Annotated in this window: 19 protein-coding genes; 13 read left to right on the plus strand and 6 right to left on the minus strand. The window is 64.0% G+C overall.

Features of this window, described 5'->3' with window-relative positions:
* Positions 1 to 19 precede the first annotated feature (19 nt).
* Positions 20 to 946, minus strand: a complete 927-nt coding sequence (locus BANT918_RS03805) for a LysR family transcriptional regulator (protein WP_101619020.1) — start codon at positions 944 to 946, stop codon at positions 20 to 22.
* A gap of 125 nt (positions 947 to 1,071) precedes the next feature.
* Between BANT918_RS03805 and BANT918_RS03810 the strand changes: the two genes are divergently transcribed.
* The 11 genes from BANT918_RS03810 to BANT918_RS03860 all read left to right on the plus strand — a co-directional run bounded on the left by BANT918_RS03810 (position 1,072) and on the right by BANT918_RS03860 (position 10,647).
* Positions 1,072 to 2,370 (plus strand): aromatic ring-hydroxylating oxygenase subunit alpha, encoded by a 1,299-nt coding sequence (locus BANT918_RS03810; RefSeq protein WP_418904353.1) that lies wholly within the window; start codon positions 1,072 to 1,074, stop codon positions 2,368 to 2,370.
* The gene (locus BANT918_RS03815; RefSeq protein WP_101619022.1) at positions 2,367 to 3,929 is read left to right on the plus strand and encodes a flavin reductase family protein; all 1,563 of its coding nucleotides are present in this window, start codon (positions 2,367 to 2,369) and stop codon (positions 3,927 to 3,929) included. The genes BANT918_RS03810 and BANT918_RS03815 overlap by 4 nt, the downstream gene beginning before the upstream one ends.
* A gap of 135 nt (positions 3,930 to 4,064) precedes the next feature.
* Positions 4,065 to 6,581 carry a GcvT family protein gene (locus BANT918_RS03820; protein ID WP_101619023.1) on the plus strand — a complete coding sequence of 839 codons (2,517 nt, stop codon included), beginning with the start codon at positions 4,065 to 4,067 and terminating at the stop codon, positions 6,579 to 6,581.
* A gap of 85 nt (positions 6,582 to 6,666) precedes the next feature.
* Positions 6,667 to 7,098, plus strand: a complete 432-nt coding sequence (locus BANT918_RS03825; protein ID WP_101619024.1) for a putative immunity protein — start codon at positions 6,667 to 6,669, stop codon at positions 7,096 to 7,098.
* Between the two features lie 161 nt (positions 7,099 to 7,259).
* Entirely contained in the window at positions 7,260 to 7,994 is a 735-nt protein-coding gene (locus tag BANT918_RS17650) for a hypothetical protein (protein WP_233429446.1), read from the plus strand.
* A complete protein-coding gene (locus tag BANT918_RS03835; protein ID WP_233429445.1) occupies positions 7,930 to 8,088 on the plus strand; it encodes an SDR family oxidoreductase in 159 nt (52 codons plus the stop codon). The genes BANT918_RS17650 and BANT918_RS03835 overlap by 65 nt, the downstream gene beginning before the upstream one ends.
* Positions 8,089 to 8,138: 50 nt before the next feature.
* Complete coding sequence (locus BANT918_RS03840) at positions 8,139 to 8,924, plus strand: MOSC domain-containing protein (RefSeq protein WP_101619025.1); 786 nt, start codon at positions 8,139 to 8,141, stop codon at positions 8,922 to 8,924.
* A 133-nt stretch (positions 8,925 to 9,057) separates the two neighbouring features.
* The gene (locus BANT918_RS03845) at positions 9,058 to 9,393 is read left to right on the plus strand and encodes an ArsR/SmtB family transcription factor (RefSeq protein ID WP_101619229.1); all 336 of its coding nucleotides are present in this window, start codon (positions 9,058 to 9,060) and stop codon (positions 9,391 to 9,393) included.
* The gene (locus BANT918_RS03850; protein ID WP_101619026.1) at positions 9,386 to 9,820 is read left to right on the plus strand and encodes an SRPBCC family protein; all 435 of its coding nucleotides are present in this window, start codon (positions 9,386 to 9,388) and stop codon (positions 9,818 to 9,820) included. The genes BANT918_RS03845 and BANT918_RS03850 overlap by 8 nt, the downstream gene beginning before the upstream one ends.
* 42 nt (positions 9,821 to 9,862) lie before the next feature.
* On the plus strand, positions 9,863 to 10,222 hold the full coding sequence (locus BANT918_RS03855) for a nuclear transport factor 2 family protein (RefSeq protein WP_101619027.1): 360 nt from the start codon (positions 9,863 to 9,865) through the stop codon (positions 10,220 to 10,222).
* A gap of 11 nt (positions 10,223 to 10,233) precedes the next feature.
* Positions 10,234 to 10,647, plus strand: a complete 414-nt coding sequence (locus BANT918_RS03860; RefSeq protein WP_101619028.1) for a TfoX/Sxy family protein — start codon at positions 10,234 to 10,236, stop codon at positions 10,645 to 10,647.
* On the opposite strand, the gene BANT918_RS17155 is transcribed toward BANT918_RS03860, so the two are convergent.
* A complete protein-coding gene (locus tag BANT918_RS17155) occupies positions 10,575 to 11,027 on the minus strand; it encodes a PCC domain-containing protein (protein ID WP_145996927.1) in 453 nt (150 codons plus the stop codon). The two genes, BANT918_RS03860 and BANT918_RS17155, sit on opposite strands and share 73 nt — an antisense overlap.
* Positions 11,024 to 11,770, minus strand: a complete 747-nt coding sequence (locus tag BANT918_RS03865) for a YoaK family protein (protein WP_101619029.1) — start codon at positions 11,768 to 11,770, stop codon at positions 11,024 to 11,026. Before BANT918_RS03865 ends, BANT918_RS17155 begins: the two co-directional genes overlap by 4 nt.
* A 182-nt stretch (positions 11,771 to 11,952) precedes the next feature.
* Here BANT918_RS03865 and BANT918_RS03870 point away from each other — a divergent pair, with 182 nt between their 5' ends.
* Positions 11,953 to 13,758, plus strand: coding sequence for a gamma-glutamyltransferase family protein (locus BANT918_RS03870; RefSeq protein ID WP_101619030.1), 1,806 nt, complete (start codon positions 11,953 to 11,955; stop codon positions 13,756 to 13,758).
* The gene (locus tag BANT918_RS03875) at positions 13,755 to 14,453 is read left to right on the plus strand and encodes a GntR family transcriptional regulator (RefSeq protein ID WP_233429444.1); all 699 of its coding nucleotides are present in this window, start codon (positions 13,755 to 13,757) and stop codon (positions 14,451 to 14,453) included. Before BANT918_RS03870 ends, BANT918_RS03875 begins: the two co-directional genes overlap by 4 nt.
* A 30-nt stretch (positions 14,454 to 14,483) precedes the next feature.
* Here the strand turns inward: BANT918_RS03875 and BANT918_RS03880 are convergent, their stop codons facing one another.
* Genes BANT918_RS03880 through BANT918_RS03890 form a run of 3 tightly spaced genes read right to left on the minus strand, consistent with a single transcriptional unit; the run spans position 14,484 to position 16,518 of the window.
* Positions 14,484 to 15,608, minus strand: coding sequence for a PLP-dependent cysteine synthase family protein (locus BANT918_RS03880; protein WP_101619231.1), 1,125 nt, complete (start codon positions 15,606 to 15,608; stop codon positions 14,484 to 14,486).
* A gap of 36 nt (positions 15,609 to 15,644) precedes the next feature.
* The gene (locus BANT918_RS03885) at positions 15,645 to 16,142 is read right to left on the minus strand and encodes an SRPBCC family protein (RefSeq protein ID WP_101619031.1); all 498 of its coding nucleotides are present in this window, start codon (positions 16,140 to 16,142) and stop codon (positions 15,645 to 15,647) included.
* Between the two features lies 1 nt (position 16,143).
* On the minus strand, positions 16,144 to 16,518 hold the full coding sequence (locus BANT918_RS03890; RefSeq protein WP_101619032.1) for an ArsR/SmtB family transcription factor: 375 nt from the start codon (positions 16,516 to 16,518) through the stop codon (positions 16,144 to 16,146).
* Positions 16,519 to 16,759 lie beyond the last annotated feature (241 nt).

Here is a 16,759-nt window from a genome sequence, read left to right on the forward strand (position 1 = left end):
GAATCCCGCCGCGAACTGCCTATTCGCCGAGGCGGGTCGCCAGAATGTGCTGCGAGGTGGACTTCAGATGCCGCAGAGATTCTCTGATCAGTGGGGAGCTGCGGCTGCCCGCCCGTACCGCAGCGATGATCTTGCGGCTGAGTCGACCGGTCCCGCTCAGGCGCACTCGGGTGACGTTGTCCTCTCCGGCGAGACTGACCAGCCGCGGCAGGAGACTCACGCCGACTCCGACGCCGACCAGGGCGGCCGAGGTCTCCCATTCCACGGATTCGTGGGAGATCGTCGGGGTCACGCCGGCGGCGGTGAAGGCGGCGATGAACATTGCGTGGTAGGGCGATCCGGGCACGGCGGCGATCCAATCCTCGCCGGCCAGATCCGCCAGCGACACGGATTCGAGTTCCGCCACCGGATGATCGGAGGGCACCATGACGTCGAGTGGATCGTCGAGGAGATCGATCTTCTCAAACCGGGGATCGTCTTCGACCTGGACATCGCCTTGCATCGATACGACGACAGCGAGATCGATTCGTTCGGCGACGAGGAGTTCGAAGCATCGTGTCGGACTGGCTTCGATCACGTGGACCGCGGTTTCCGGGTGTGCGCTGCCCAGGTGGGCGGCAAGCGGTGCGAGCAGATTCGATGACGCCGTTGAGAAGCCGCCGATGCCGAAGTGCGACGGAGACTGGTCACCGGCGCTCAGGGACGAGGCGCGAATCTCCTCCCATTCGGCGATGAGCCTGTCGGAGCGGCGGACGAGATGCCGGCCCGTCGCGGTCAAGCGCAGTCCTCGCCCATCCTTGACCAGCAGCGTCATCCCCAACGAATGTTGGAGCTCGCGCAGCTGACCAGAGACTGCTGAAGGCGAGTACCCGGTGAGCTCGGCAGTGGCGGCGACGGTGCCGCAGGCGGCGAACGTGCGAAGCGTGATGAGACGCGGATCGATCATGCCACCATTGTGCCTTGGATCATACGAAGAATCCGCACATAATCCGCCAGAATATCGCGCTTTTCCTGCAGTGTTCGGATCGCTAATGTCGACTGTGACAGCAGCAGACATCAAGGGAGATGGAATTGACCGCAGTGAATCTGGCGCCGACGAAGAAGGGTTTCCCTGCCGGTTTCAGCGAAGAGAGACTCGATGAGATCCGTCGACTGCTCGAGACGCGACGCACCGGATTCTCTCTCGAGGCTCCGTTCTACACTGATGACCATCTCTTCACCCTCGATATGCAGGCCGTGTTCGCACGGAACTGGGTCTTCGCCTGCAGCGTCGCGGAGATTCCAGAGCCCGGGGACTACGTCACCCTCGACTATGGGCCCTACTCCCTGCTCGTCCTCCGCACCGACGACGGCGGCGTCAACGTCCTCCACAATGTCTGCCGCCACCGCGGCGCCCGCGTCCTCACCGAGGCCAGCGGCACCACGGGCAACCTGGTCTGCGGATACCACTCGTGGACGTATTCACCCGATGGACAGCTCATCCACGCCTCGGCGCCGGGGGAGATGGAATTCGACAAGGCCTGCTACTCGCTCAAGCGTGCGCACGGGAAGATCGTCGCGGGCCTCGTCTTCCTGTGCCTGGCCGATGAGTCCCCTGCCGACTTCGACGACACCGCGGCGATCTTCGCCCCCTACGTCGCACCGCACGAGCTCGCGAAGACGAAGGTGGCCTATCAGCAGAACATCATCGAAGACGCCAACTGGAAACTCGTGATGGAGAACAACCGCGAGTGCTACCACTGCGATGGCCACCCGGAGCTCGCCTGCGCCCTGTTCCCGACCTGGGGCCTGAGTGATGAGACGATCCCACCGCACCTTGAGGAGGTCTGGGACCGCAATCAGCAGGCACAGGCCTCGCTGGAATACCGGTGCCGACGCTACGGACTGCCCTACGAAGTCATCGAGGAACTCGACACGCGCCTGGCCGGGATCCGCATCTCACGTGAATCCCTTGACGGACAGGGGGAGTCATTCTCAGCAGATGGCAGACGCCTGTCGAAGAAGCTCCTCGGCGATCTCCCCGATTTTCGCCTTGGACGCTGCTCGATGCACCTGCAGCCCAACAGCTGGTTCCACCTCCTCGGCGATCATGTCGTGACGTTCACGGTGCTCCCGATCAATGCTCACCAGACGCAGGTGCGCACTACCTGGCTCGTCGCCGACGATGCCGTCGAAGGTGTCGACTACGACCTTGAGTCGCTGACGCACACGTGGAAGCAGACGAACCTGCAGGATAAGAACTTCGTCGAACTGTGCCAGCAGGGTGCAAGGAGTCCGTTCTACGAGCAGGGCCCCTACATGAAGAGCGAATATCAGGTCGAGGCCTTCATCAACTGGTACGTGCAGCGGATGCGGGAGCACGTGGGATGAAGCGCGTCGATGACCCGATGATTCCGCTGGCACAGCGGATCCGGGGCCTCGAAATGCCATGGAATCGGGTGCTCTCAAGCACGATGGGACCGGCCGGAGCCGCCACGGCGCTGGGGCCCTGGCACCCACAGGAATTCTGGGCGGAATGCGTGGAGACCATCCCCGAGGCGGGCGACATGATGGTCTTCGTGTTCCGCCGGATGGATGGCGCCCCGCTGGCATTCCGGTCCGGTCAGTACATCAACATCGACTTCCCCGTGCGCGGGGAGGGTGCCGAACCCGTGTCGAGGAGCTACTCGATCTCGAGCGCGCCGACAGAACCGTGGACGTTCTCCATCACGATCAAACGCGACCCGAAGGGGCTCGTCTCACCCTGGGCACACGAATCCATCAGACCTGGCACGGTGCTCGAGATGCTCGGTCCGGTGGGAGCGTTCCACCTCGCCGACTACGACCGGCGAGCCCGTTATCTTCTGCTCGGCGCGGGCGCGGGCATCACCCCGCTCATGTCGATGGTGCGCACGATCCATTCCCTGCCCGGTCAGGCCGATGTCGTTCTCCTCTATCACGGCTCCGCACCGGATCGCTTCGCATTCTCCGAAGAGCTCGACTTCCTGGCCCGCGCCGACTTCCGCATCAAGGTCATCTACGCCCTGGGTGACCAGGCGTTGGGGGATCGGGCACATGGGGACCTGGCGCAGGGGGATCGGAAGCAGGGGGACGAGTCGGTAGGCGCTGCCAGCGCTTGGGCGGGAAAGACCGGTCGTCTCTCGACCGCTCTTCTCGAGGAGGTCGTGCCCGATGCCAACGGGCGGCAGGTGTTCGCATGTGGCCCCGAGGGCTACCTCAACACCGCGACGGACTGTCTGCGCGAGGTCGGCGTGGACGACACCTCGGTGTTCATGGAGTTCTTCTCCGGTGACCGTGCGACCAGACTCGAATACGCCGAGGAGGTCGCCCTGGCCGGGGAGATCGCCGAGGAGATCGCGTCCTCGACCGAGGAATACTACGAACAGCAGCCGGCGGCCCTGGAGATGTACGAACCGGAGTACACCGCCGACGGACCCGTCGAAGTCACCGGCGCTCCGGTGGAGGCCGTCGACGCCCTGGCAGAGGTTCCCGTCGAACCGGAGATCGACCTGATCGTGCCGGACGCCGAGGTGGATGCTGCGGTCGAGACTGAACCGACAACGGACCCGACAACAGCCTCGGCGGGTGACGTCACGGTGGCCGATGTCGGCCCAGGTGACGAAACCACGGCCGTTGACCCGTCGACCTTCGCTACGGTGGGCGAGGGCGAGCACACGATGTCCTTCGTGCGTTCCAAGCTCAACGTCCGAGTCGCCTCGGACGAATTCGTCCTCGATGCGGCCCGGCGAGCGGGAGTGAAGATCGGGGCGAACTGCCAGGAGGGCATGTGCGGTTCCTGCAAGGTCGTCAAGCTCGACGGGGAGGTTGATATGAACCACCAGGGCGGCATCCGCGCACGTGAGATCGACGCCGGGAAGTTCCTGCCCTGCTGTTCGACCGCGTTGAGCGACCTGGTCATCGACGCCTGAGACGACGGGCCGGGCGGACTGCCCACTCCGATTGCACCATCGCCACCAGCGCCACTTTCGCACCCACATAGCTTTCGCACCCACCCGACTTTCGCACCCACCCCAGATTTCAGCTGCACCACAAAGGAGTACACAGTGCCGAATTCCTCACCCCGAGTCGTCATCATCGGAGCCGGCATCGTCGGAGCCAACCTCGCAGACGAACTCGCCCGGCTGGGCTGGACCAACACGCTTGTGCTCGAACAGGGTCCGCTGACCATCCCCGGGGGATCGACCTCGCATGCACCCGGTCTCGTCTTCTCCTCGAACGGGTCGAAGTCGATGACCGAGTTTGCCCAGTACACGATCGAGAAGCTGACCTCGTTGACCGGACCTGACGGTCGGGGATCATTTCTGCCCGTCGGTGGCCTGGAGATCGCCACCCAGCCCGATCGGCTCCAGGACCTGCATCGTCGTGCCGGCTGGAACCGTTCCTGGGGTGTCGACGCCGAGATGGTCGACGCGCAGGAGTGCCTGCGGCTGTTCCCGATGCTGAATCCCGACAAGGTGCTCGGCGGTCTGCTCACCCCCGGCGACGGACTTGCCCTGGCCGCACGTGGCACCCAGCTGGTCATGGACCGGGCCCGGGCCGCGGGGGTCGAATTCCGCGACCGCACCACCGTCACCGGCATCGAGCAGTCCGCCGGCAAGGTCACCGCTGTGCTTGCCGGAGACGACCGGTTCCCGGCAGACATCGTGGTCTCCTGCGCCGGCTTCTGGGGACCGAACATCGGTGAGATGGTCGGCACGAGGATCCCGCTGCTGCCGCTGGGCCACCAGTTCGCGTGGACGACCGAGGTGCCCAGCCTGGCCGGCAAGAACGAGCAGCCCGCAGGTGCCTCGGCGCCCATCCTGCGCTACCAGGACAAGGACCTCTACTACCGTGAACGGGGCGATCGAATCGGCATCGGCTCCTACGCTCACCGGCCGATGCCCGTCGACCTCGATACTCTGCGCAGCTACTCGCCCGATGAGATCACCGAGGAGGTCATGCCCTCCAGCCTGGACTTCACCCCCGAAGACTTCGCTCGCGAGTGGGAGGCCACCCAGGAACTGCTGCCCGAGCTGCGCCAGACGCAGGTCCAGAGTGGCTTCAACGGCATCTTCTCCTTCACCCCGGACGGCGGGTCACTCGTGGGCCAGTCTCGAGAGGTCGACGGGTTCTTCGTCGCCGAGGCGGTCTGGGTCACCCACGGTGCCGGCATCGCGAAGGCGGTCGCCGAACTCATCTCCCTCGGGCGCTCGAACACCGACCTGTCCGGCATCGACCTCAACCGGTTCGAGGACGCACTCACGACCCCCGAATACGTCAGCGAGACCTCGCAGCAGAATTTTGTCGAGATCTACGATGTCATCCACCCTCTGCAGCCACGTGTGTCACCTCGGGATCTGAGGCTGAGCCCATTCAACGACCGGCAGAAGGCCCTCGGCGCATTCTTCCTCGAGACCAACGGGTGGGAGCGCCCCCACTGGTACGAAGCCAATGCTGCTCTACTGGGTGAGGTGCCCGAAGAGTGGAAGGCGCCTGCACGTGAAGGGTGGGCTGACATGTTCCATTCGCCGATCGCGGCGGTCGAAGCATGGAAGACCCGGACGAATGTCGCCATGTACGACATGACTGCGCTCAAACGCTTCGAGGTCAAGGGCCCAGGAGCCGGCGAGCTGCTGCACGGGCTGACCACCTCGTCGATGCGGCGGTTGCCCGGCGCGGTCAGCTACACCCTGATGCTTGACGAGGAAGGCGGCATCACCAGTGACATCACCGTCGCGATCCTTGACGAGGAGACCTACCAGGTCGGGGCGAACTCCAACATCGACTTCGCCACCATCACCCGTGCGGCCAAACATCAGAGTGAAGCGGACCCGAGCAAGTGGGCCACCGTGCGGGAGACGACCTCGGGGACCTGCTGCATCGGACTCTGGGGGCCGCTCGCACGTGAGGTGATGTCGCAGGTCAGCGACGATGACCTCAGCAATGACGGGCTCAAGTACTTCCGCACCAAGCCGATCACCATCGGCGGCATCCCCGTCACAGCGATGCGCCTGTCCTACGTCGGTGAACTGGGTTGGGAGCTCTACACCTCGGCGGACCTGGGGCACCGACTCTGGGATGTGCTGTGGGAGGCCGGACAGGAATTCGGGCTCATCGCAGCCGGGCGGGAGGCCTTCAACTCGCTGCGCCTGGAGAAGGGGTTCCGTTCCTTCGGTTCCGATATGACCAGCGAGCACGAACCAGTGCAGGCGGGACTCGGCTTCGCGGTCAAGGCCTCGAAGACCGATGACTTCCGCGGAAAAGCTGCGCTTGAGGCTCGGGCCGCTGCGGCGACAACGAAGTTGACGTGTCTGACGCTCGACTGTCGGGAAGACGTGGTGTTGGGCAGTGAGCCGGTGTACCTGACCGGTGGGGCTGTGAACGGGTCCGGGAAGGCCGACGGCTATGTCACCTCGGCGGCCTATGGCTACTCGATCGGGCAGACCATCGCCTACGCCTGGTTGCCGAACTCACTGTCTGTCGGTGACGGCGTCGAGATCGAATACCTGGGGCGCAGACTCCCGGCGACGGTAACCGCCGAACCGATCTTCGACCCGGAGATGACGCGGCTGAAAGGGTGAGCGACGCAGCGACAAGGCACCAGGCCCAGCGCCAGTTTCTGGATTGGGTGCGTGCACCGTGACCCGCTGTTGAGACAATCAAGACATGAAGCCGGATCCCACCGACCTGACACTGCCAGAGCGTGACCGACAGGAATTGATCACATGGTCGGTGGCATGTGCTGAGCGGCTGCTGCCTGTGTTCTCTGCTGATCGTCCGGACGATCGGCGACCGAGGGAGGCTCTCGACGGAGCACTGCAGTTCGCGGAGGGACAAATGACTGTGGGGCAAATTCGAAAGCTCGCCTTCGGCTGCCATCCGGCCGCACGAGAGGCCTCGGAATATGCGAGTACAGCAGTTGCGCGTGCCTGCGGTCAGGCGGTGGCGGTGGCACATATGGCAGGTCATAGCCGGGAGTTGGTGCGCTATACGAAGAAGGCGCTCGCAGGTAGCGAACTGGCACGCGAACTCGAATGGCAGAAGGCCCATGTACCTGGTCGATTCCGCGAATACGTGTACCCCGACGCTGACGGCTGACGGCTGACGGCTGACGGCTGACGGCTGACGGCTGAGGGTATCGTCCACTCCTCGTTCCATATGGTGGATTCGTGTTGACCAGTTACTGGGACTGACGAAAGTATGACAGCAAGAGTTACTGTCGACTTCCCCACCTCGGTGGCGGACCCGAAGGAGTGTCCATGCCCAAGCCCGCGATCATCGGTTGGTCCCATGGAAAGTTCGGGCGCTCCGAGTCGCCGCTTCCTGAGATGATGGCCGACGTTGCCAGGGCCGCCATCGCCGATGCAGGTCTCGAACCTGCCGACATCGACGTCATCCATGTCGGCGTCTACAACAACGGCCTGTCCAGGCAGGGATTCGAGGCAGCACTGCCCGGCGTTGTGTTCCCCGAGCTGGCTCTCACCCCGGCGCATCGGCATGAGAACGCCTGTGCCACAGGCTCTACCGCGGTTTTTGCCGCCCACGATTCCATCGCCGCTGTCTTCGGCGAGATCGCCCGTCAGTACTTCGACCGCTACGGCGACCGCTCACAGACCCTCGCGAAGCTGGCCGCGAAGAATCACGCCAACGGTTCCCACAACCCGTTGGCCCACATGCAGAAGGACCTCGGATTCGACTTCTGTAACACGGTCTCGGAAGAGAACCCCTATGTCGCCGAACCGCTGCGCCGCACCGACTGCTCGATGGTCTCCAACGGAGCCGTCGCTCTTGTCATGGCCGCCGAAGATGTCGCCGCATCGGCTCCCCGGGCAGTGACCTGGCGCGGCATGGGCAACGCCAACGACTTTATGCCTTTGTCGAAGCGCGATCCGCTGTCGTTCGGTGGCCCCGGGGCCCGTCGAATCCGCGTTGACCGCAGGTCAGGACTACGACACCTCGAACCAGGCCATCGATCGTTTGGGTGTTCCGGCTGAGATCGCCGAGGCGGTCGCCTACCTCGCCAGCGATGGTGCCGCCTTCACAACGGGCCAGATCCTGCGCATCGACGGTGGAGCCGTGATGTCGTGAGGCGCCGACTCGGAACCGGAAGGCCACAGGAGAATGGGTAGTCTGGGCGCATGGAGGATCGAGATTCTGCGCGCGCCGCCAAGCATTCATCGTCGCTGACCGAAGCACTCGACGTCCGCTCCGTCGGCTTCACACCTATCAAGGGGGCACGGCATCTGTCGCAGTCGGATGCCGACTTCGACGAGCGCGGACCAGTGGGGGACCGCCGGTACTGCCTCGTCGACGTGGAGAAGCGACAGGTGCTGCGAACCGTGCAGAATCCCTCACTTGTCGCAGTCTTCGCCCGGCTCCACGATGACCATTTGGAGACGAGGCTGCCAGATGGCCGATCGGTCAGTGCAGTGCCGGAGGTCTCCGGCGAGACGCTGACCTGCGACTACTGGGGTCGACCTGTCGAGGCTGAGCTCACAGACGGGCCACACGACGGGCTGCTGTCAGCCTGGCTCGGCAAATCCGTGCGCCTGGCGAGAGTCCCGCGAGGAGACGTCGTCTACGGTGATCCGGTGTCCATCGTCGCCACAGCCTCCATCCGCGATCTGGGCCGCAAGGTCGACCACCCCGACCTGCTCGCCGAGGCGGCACGGTTCCGGGCGACCTTCCTTATCGACACCGAGGAACCGTTCGTCGAGGAGACCTGGGCCGGGCGCGAGGTGTCGTTGGGTGGTGTCCGTGTCCGGATCGGGGAGACGATTCCTCGATGTGCGGTCATGGATCTGGACCCGGTGACCGGTGCGCGCGGGCCACGCCTGTTGAAGTCCCTTGCCGCGTACCGTGGTAGTAACGCCAACGGCGAGCCGTTCTTCGGGACCTACGCCCAGGTCGTGGGCGAGTCGTAGCGAACCGGTAGGTCTGCGAACGATATTTCGCGACAAGTGATCCTCAGAATCGATGATGAGTTTATACGTCCACCCATATGTACAAATACTCATTTGTGCTAGATTGTGTGTGTTCGAGCAGAGGGGCAAGACGATGAGCAATGAGGCCGCAGTCAGTCTTGATCTGGCGCTGCGTGCGCTTGCAGATGAAAACCGAAGGGTGATCCTGTCCTCGATCCGGTCGGCACCGCAACCCGTGGGTTCCATCGCAGAGACGACCGGCCTGTCACAACAGACGACTTCCCACCATCTCGGTGTGCTGCAGAAGGCACGACTCGCGATCGGCACTCGGGACGGCACGCGACACCTGTTCACCGTGGACACCGACGGAATCGCGGCGGTGCGTTCGTACCTGGATGACTTCTGGCCGATCAAGCTGTCGGCACTGAAATCCGTCATCGAAGCCTCGGAGCGTAAAGCACATGGCTGAGTCCCGGGACTCCATCGACATCGCCGCACCTCCCGAAGTGGTGTTCGACTACCTGACGACGAATGCCGGAATGGTGGCGTGGATGGGGCAGTACGCCGACCTGGAGCCGAAAACCGGAGGCCGGTTCGCCGTTGATATCGCCGGGCACCCGGTGCGCGGCGAATACCTGTGCGTCGAGTACCTGAGCCGCGTCGTGGTCTCATGGGGATTCCTCGGCAGCGATGACCTCCCCTCCGGTGCGTCGACGGTCGAATTCCGACTGACGCCGGTCACTGCCGGCACTCATCTCGAACTCCGTCATTCTGACCTGCCCGAGACAGAAGTCCGTGGCCACGCCCACGGGTGGTCGAACTTCCTGCCGCGTCTGTCCACTGCGGGCGCGGGCGAGAACCCCGGTACTGACCATTGGGTCCCGTTGCCTGACTGAAAGCCACTGCGTCATCATCGTAGGAAGGAAGAGGAAAGCCCCATGACCCGCAACTTCGCCTACGACCTCGTCAAGAAGTACCACCACGCCTGGACCAGTGGCGATATCGAGACCGCAATGCAATACGTCGCCGATGATGTGACCTGCCGCGCCCCTGGCGTGGACCTCGACGGTAGAGACGCCTACCGGGACTTCATCGGTGGGTTTGCCCCGATGCTCACCGGAATCGGCGACATTGCCGAATTCGCCGATGGCGATCGCGTCGCCCTGTTCTACTATCCGCAGACCTCCACAACCTCGACAGCACCTGCGGCCGAGTTCTTCACGGTCGATGACGACAAGATCAGCCAAAGCGTGCTGATCTTCGACCGTCTCTCATACGGCCCGCCCGACGAAGGGTAAGGACAATGCCGATGACGCCAGAGCAGAGCTCTCTCGTCGTACGTCTACGAGCACTGGTGGCAGAAGAGCCAGTCGTGCGGGAGGTGTCGATGTTCGGTGGACGCTCCCTGATGGTCAACGAGAAGATGCTGGTCAGCGCACAGAAAGACGGTGGCCTCCTGGTGCGGGTCGAAGCCGACAGGCACGAGGAGCTGCTGGACCTGCCCGGCGCATCTCAGGCAGAAATGGGGCCCGGACGTGACATGGGACCAGGCTGGATCGAAGTGTCTGCAGAAGCCATCAGGAACGACGAGCGCCTGACTTCGTGGGTCACAGCGGCGATGGAGCACAACCGGGCAGTGGCCGGAGCAAATCAGCTACGGCGGATGAAGAGCTCGAAGGTCACGGCCACGAGGTTCGCACCCGCGGCCAGTACACCGGAGTGAACATCACCAGCGACGTCGACGACCTCGCCCTCGAGGTGCACGCGGGGGTTCTCGCCCGATGCTGACGACACGGACCCTCTCAGGTGGGTGAACTCAACGGCGGGCCAAGGCGCGGTCCCCCGGGTGAACACGGCTCCGGTGGTGCTGCCGAGACTGGCGGACACCTCGGCGGAGTCGAACCCGGCCTCTCGGCAGACGCGCACGATGGCTCCAGCCACGGACCGTTCGAGCAGTGTCGCTCCGGTCAGTGCGCTGAGGCTGCGGCCAGCCCTCCCCATCGAAAAACCGGGTGCCCCGTCGAACTTCGGCGGGGCACAGCCGTATCTCGGCGCGCGGGCCGTGCGCCGGCGGTGGGCGGCGTAGCTGTCCGGTGTTTTCACTCGCCGAGGTGGGTGTGGGCTGCGCTTGTAGGCGGCATTTCCGTGGGCGAATCGCGCGCGGGGGAGACCTCCGCCTCGGCGAGGGACCGCTTCCGGGCGCCTCGGTGGCCGATGATGGCCACGACGGCAATGGCCACGGCGACGACGGCGATGCCGATCCACTGATTGATCATCAGCGTCGCGGCACCGGCGATGGCACCGATCAGGATGAGAAGGACGGCCAGCGCACGCCGGACCCAGCGGGCGCTGTCGCCCCCGGCCAGCCGTGAGTCGGAGGCGAGACCGACGATCGTCGAGGTCACGACCACTGTGGTGACATCGGCGATCTTCATCCGCCGGGCCGCAGCCGCCTGCGCTCCCATGAGGGCCGACAGTGCCGAGGTGAAGATCGTGCCGGCCAGTCCCACCTCGGGGTCGGGCACGAGTGCGACATAGACGGCCAGGCCGGCACACCCGAGAGCCACGCCGGAGAAGATCGCCGTAGTGCGATGGTGCCAGTCCTCGCCGATCCGCCCCAAGATGCGCCCGCCCAGGGCCGCGCCCAGCATGAAGAACACGAGCGCCAGTGCCGGGCGAAGTACCGGGGTGTCCTCGGCCCCGGCTAGGCCCATGCCGAGGATGACGACGTTGCCCGTCATGTTTCCGGTGAAGACCTTGTCGAAGCCCAGGTAGCCGATGGCATCGACCATTCCGGTCGAGAATGTCAGCACGAGCAGCATGGCCAGATCGAGTCGACGTGTCATCGCGGTCCTTTCGTGGGGCTCTCCAATGAGCTCGGGGGATCCCGAATTTCACAAAATGAGGATCGTTCGTATGCAAAACGATAAAGAGAGATTAGATTGTATGCAAACGAGTTTGTGTGGCAGAGAAGAATCGCGCCATCTGATCCGTACACTCGACCTCAGTTCGACGAAGGAATACCGATATGCCGTTCACCCCACCCGCTGCCTTCACCACTCGGCCGACATTGGAGGGGCATTTCGGGATGGCCGCCTCCACCCACTGGTTGGCCACCGCAGCTTCGCAGGCCGTGCTCGAACGCGGTGGCAACGCCTTTGATGCTGCCGTGGCAGGAGCCTTCCTTCTCCACGTTGTCGAACCCCACCTCAACGGTCCCGGCGGTGACATGACAGGAGTCTTCGCTACCGCCGAGGACCCGGCGAACCCGCAGGTCATGATGGGGCAGGGCCCGGCACCAGCAGCTGCAACCATTGAGCACTATCGCAGCGAGGGGCTCGACATGGTCCCCGGTGCCGGAGCGCTCGCCTCCGCGGTGCCCGGCGCCGTCGACTCCTGGCTCAACCTGCTTGAACACCACGGCACCTGGGAGCTTGCCGACGTTCTCGATTTCGCCGTCGACTACGCCGAGCACGGGCACCCGGTCCTCGCCCGAGTCGTGGGCACCATCGAGCGTGTCCAGGAGCTCTTCACCGAACACTGGCCCACCTCCGCAGCGCAGTGGATACCAGAGGGTCAGGTCCCGAAGTCCGGTGATCTCATCTATAACCGTCCCTATGCTGAGGTCCTGCGGAAGCTCATTGCCGCAGGTGAGGGTGCTGAAGGGCGTGCTGCCAGAGTCGCCGCGGCACGTCAGGAATGGAAGTCCGGCTTCGTCGCCGAGGCGGTCGCGAAGTTCATCTCCACCCCGCACCGGCACTCGACCGGGGGTGATCACACCGGTGTGATGACGACCGCTGATTTCGCCGGATTCGACGCGCACTTCGAGGCGCCGGTGACGATCGACTTCCGTGGTTACTCGATTGCGAAGATCGGCGCGTGGGGGCAGGGCCCGGTCCTGTTGCAGACACTGAAGATCCTCGACGGCTTCGACGACGACCGGCTCGATCCCTCGACCGAGATCGGTGCGCACACGATTCTCGAGGCACTCAAACTCGCGATGGCCGACCGCGACACCTATTACGGGGACGGTGATGTCGATCTCGACTGGCTGCTCAGCGACGACTACGCAGCCAGCAGGCGTGATCTCATCACCGATGATGCCTCACTCGAATTTCGTCCCGGTGCGAACCGTGCAGGAACTGTCTCGACCTTCGCCCCACCACTCGTGCTCGAAGGCGCGGACGAGGAGGCCATGGCGAAGGCGGGCGTCGGCGAGCCCACCGTGGCGAAGAACGGCGTCAACAACGGCGACACCTGCCACATCGACGTCGTCGACCGCTGGGGCAATATCATCTCCGCCACACCCTCCGGCGGTTGGCTGCAGTCCTCACCGATCATTCCGGAGCTCGGTTTCTGCCTGGGCACCCGCCTGCAGATGATGTGGCTCGACGAAACAGCGCCCTCGGCTCTGACTCCCGGAAAACGCCCACGCACCACGCTGACTCCGACCCTGATCTCGAAGGACGACCAGCCGGTCATCGCCCTCGGCTCTCCCGGCGGTGACCAGCAGGAGCAGTGGCAGCTGCTGATGATCCTGCGCATGCTCGTCGGTGGGTACGAACCACAGCAGGCGATCGACGCACCGGCCCTGCACACCACGGCCCTGGCCGGGTCCTTCTGGCCCCGCACCTGGGTCCCGGGCGGGGCGATCGTCGAGGATCGCCTCGGCGATGACGTCATCAACGGACTCATCAGCCGCGGTCACGTCGTGACCAGGGCCGGCGACTGGGAACTCGGTCGGCTCTCCTGCGTGACTCGTGATCCGGCCACGGGACGAGTCACCGCTGGGGCGAACCCGCGCGGTGCCCAGGGTTACGCGGCGGGCAGATGATGACTGCAAAAGTTGAGTCCAGCAGCGTGAGCGTCGGCGCACAGATTCGCCAGGACATCATCCATGGTGTGCACCCGCCGGGCGGCAAACTGCGGGAAGCGGCCCTGGCGAAACAATACGAGGTCTCGCGGATCCCGATCCGGGAAGCGCTGCGGGCGCTTGAGGCCGAGGGGCTCGTCGAGTCCCGGGCCTACAGCGGCAGCATGGTCGCGCCCTCACCGACCGAGGATGCCGAGGATCTGTTCGAGATCCGCATCGTCTTAGAATCCGCGACCGCCAAACGGGCGGCGAAGCGCGCTGCGCAGCAGAGCAGCGGTGAGGCACCGGACGATCGGTGGCGGGCGATCCGCAAGGAGATCAACGAGATCCTCGACGCCGGCGACATCGTCATCGACCAGGAGCACTACGAGGACCTGGCAGTGCTCAATATGCGTTTCCACTTCGCCATCGCAGAACTCAGCGGCAGCCTGTCCTTCGTCAGTCTCCTGCGTCAGATCTCAGGCAAGATCGAGTGGCTGTACTCGCTGAACGTGACCCGCCGCGGACCGCAGGCCTGGCCCGAGCACCGCGACATCATCGCAGCCATCGACGCCGGACAGCAGTCGAAGGCCGCCGAGGTGATGGCCCGCCACGTTCGCCGCAGTCGCGACTCCTACTTCGCCATGATGGCGGCCCAGCCCGAACAGTCCAGCTGATTTCGCTTCGCCGGAGATAACCAGTCTCGGTCAGTCCAGGTGGCCGGTGGCCATGAATTCGTCGAGGCGGGCACGGTAGCCGGTGGTGTCGAGTCCGGCTTCTGCCAGCCAGTCCTGCGAATAGTACTTGTCGAGGTAGCGCTCGCCAGGATCACAGATCAGGGACACCAGACTGCCTGACTGTCCGGCAGCCTTCATCTGCGACACGATGCGGAAGGCGGCCCACAGGCCGGTGCCCGTCGAGGCTCCGGCACGGCGCCCGATGAGTTTTTCGAGCAGTTGAATCGACGCGATCGAGGCCGCATCGGGGACATGCATCATCCGGTCGATGCTCGAGGGGATGAAGCTCGCCTCGACCCGCTGGCGTCCGATGCCCTCGATCCGGGAGCCGGTGTCGGTCGCCGCGGCCGGATTGTGGTCGCGCCATCCGGCGAAGAATGCTGAATTGTCCGGATCGGCCACGCAGATGCCTGTGGCGCGACCGGTGTAGCGAACATACCTGGCCAGGGTCGCCGAGGTGCCGCCCGTTCCGGCGGTGGCGACGATCCAGGCCGGTTCGGGGTGCTGTTCGTTCGACATCTGGTCAAAGATCGACTCGGCGATGTTGTTGTTGCCGCGCCAATCCGTGGCCCGTTCGGCATACGTGAACTGGTCCATGTAGTGACCGCCGGACTCCGCAGCTAGCTGTGCAGCGACCTCGTAGACCTCATTGGCGTTGTCAACGAAATGGCAGGTGCCTCCATAGAACTCGATGAGGGAGATCTTCTGGGCACTCGTGGAGCGAGCCATGACTGCGATGAACGGGACGCCGATGAGCTGAGCGAAATACGCCTCGGAGACCGCGGTCGATCCGCTGGAGGCCTCCACGACCGGGCGACCGGGACGAATCCACCCATTGCACAGCGCATGGAGGAACAGTGACCGAGCCAGCCGGTGTTTGAGTGACCCGGTGGGATGGCTGGATTCGTCCTTGAGGTAGAGGTCGATCCCCCACTCGGCCGGCAGCGGAACATGGAGCAGATGCGTATCCGACGATCTCTTGGCATCCGACTGCACGGCTCTGATCGCGCCCGACAGCCAGCGGCGAGCCTCCGGGTCGTAGCGGTCGATGTCCTCTTCGGCAGCAGCGGGTGAGCGATCCTGTGTGTCCGTCATGCCCACGAGCTTATGGGACAAGCCCGCTGCTGGCGATCACCGTCCTTCCGCAAGCAGCCTGTCGAGCTTGTCATAGCCTTCGACGATGCCCTGCTCCATACCCGAGGCGACCATGCCGTCGCGGGACTGAAGCGAGTCGAAGATCGATGTCGAGCTCAGTCGGGTCCGCCCATCGCCGAGGTCGCTCAGCGTGAGGATTTCCAGGCTCACCGCATCCGGGAAGCCCTCGAAGGTGAACGTCTGGACGATGCGTTCGTTCGTCCGAATTTCGTGGAATGAACCGAAGAAGCCGTATTCGCCGGAGTCATCGGTTGATACGTAGCTCCAGCGTCCACCTGTCTGTGCGTCCCATTCGCGGATCGTGCTCGTGATCGTGTCCGGTCCGCACCATTTGACGAAGAGCTCCGGATCCGTGTGGGCACGGAACACCTTGTCCGGAGTGGCGGCGAAGTCGCGGGTGATCGAGACGGTCTGAGCCCCTTCCGGGACGTCGAGGTGCAGGGTCGAATAGTCGGTGTCGTCTGTGGTGGTCATGTCATGCTCCTGTGCGTGAGTTTTCTGGGGAATCTGTTGCAGGGGCGGCTGAAGAGTCGGTGTCCATGGTGTCCAGGACTGCGTCGAGGCGTTGATAGCGCTCTTCGGCCTGCTGCCTGTATCTCTCGATCCATTTGGTCATCAGATCGAACACGTTGTCTTCGAGGTGGACCGGTCTGCGCTGAGCCTCCCGGGTGCGAGTGACCAGTCCCGAATCTTCGAGCACCTTGAGGTGCTTCGACACGGCCTGAACGCTGACCTCATAGGGTGCGGCGAGTTCATTGACCGTGGCGTCGGCGACGGACAGTCGGGCCACCATGTCTCTGCGTGTGGGGTCGGCCAGGGCGGCGAACACCTTTGTCAGCTGGTCTGTCACTGGACCTCCGATCCGTATTCAACTCATTGGTTGGATACCACTGTAGAATGATGTGAGTATGTAATCAACCATTTCATTGAATAAGTTTTTCGCAGGCCTCAAGCACGCCACCTGGCCAGTGCTGATGTCTCCCGTTTGGGATGTGGACAGTGTGGGACAACCGATTTCGCAGTCGCGAATTCCGCCGAGCACCGCCTCGGCGAGGTGAGACTGTCGTATGGTCGCTGTAGCGACAGTGTGG

The sequence above is a fragment of the Brevibacterium antiquum CNRZ 918 genome (assembly GCF_900169145.1).
GTDB lineage: Bacteria > Actinomycetota > Actinomycetes > Actinomycetales > Brevibacteriaceae > Brevibacterium > Brevibacterium koreense.

Excerpts from the sequence above, each read along its gene's own strand:
- BANT918_RS03805 (WP_101619020.1), bottom strand. The coding sequence starts at position 946 with ATGATCGATCCGCGTCTCATCACGCTTCGCACGTTCGCCGCCTGCGGC.
- BANT918_RS03815 (WP_101619022.1), top strand. The coding sequence starts at position 2,367 with ATGAAGCGCGTCGATGACCCGATGATTCCGCTGGCACAGCGGATCCGG.
- BANT918_RS03825 (WP_101619024.1), top strand. The coding sequence starts at position 6,667 with ATGAAGCCGGATCCCACCGACCTGACACTGCCAGAGCGTGACCGACAG.
- BANT918_RS17650 (WP_233429446.1), top strand. The coding sequence starts at position 7,260 with ATGCCCAAGCCCGCGATCATCGGTTGGTCCCATGGAAAGTTCGGGCGC.
- BANT918_RS03840 (WP_101619025.1), top strand. The coding sequence starts at position 8,139 with ATGGAGGATCGAGATTCTGCGCGCGCCGCCAAGCATTCATCGTCGCTG.
- BANT918_RS03845 (WP_101619229.1), top strand. The coding sequence starts at position 9,058 with ATGAGCAATGAGGCCGCAGTCAGTCTTGATCTGGCGCTGCGTGCGCTT.
- BANT918_RS03850 (WP_101619026.1), top strand. The coding sequence starts at position 9,386 with ATGGCTGAGTCCCGGGACTCCATCGACATCGCCGCACCTCCCGAAGTG.
- BANT918_RS03855 (WP_101619027.1), top strand. The coding sequence starts at position 9,863 with ATGACCCGCAACTTCGCCTACGACCTCGTCAAGAAGTACCACCACGCC.
- BANT918_RS03860 (WP_101619028.1), top strand. The coding sequence starts at position 10,234 with ATGACGCCAGAGCAGAGCTCTCTCGTCGTACGTCTACGAGCACTGGTG.
- BANT918_RS03865 (WP_101619029.1), bottom strand. The coding sequence starts at position 11,770 with ATGACACGTCGACTCGATCTGGCCATGCTGCTCGTGCTGACATTCTCG.
- BANT918_RS03870 (WP_101619030.1), top strand. The coding sequence starts at position 11,953 with ATGCCGTTCACCCCACCCGCTGCCTTCACCACTCGGCCGACATTGGAG.
- BANT918_RS03875 (WP_233429444.1), top strand. The coding sequence starts at position 13,755 with ATGATGACTGCAAAAGTTGAGTCCAGCAGCGTGAGCGTCGGCGCACAG.
- BANT918_RS03880 (WP_101619231.1), bottom strand. The coding sequence starts at position 15,608 with ATGACGGACACACAGGATCGCTCACCCGCTGCTGCCGAAGAGGACATC.
- BANT918_RS03885 (WP_101619031.1), bottom strand. The coding sequence starts at position 16,142 with ATGACCACCACAGACGACACCGACTATTCGACCCTGCACCTCGACGTC.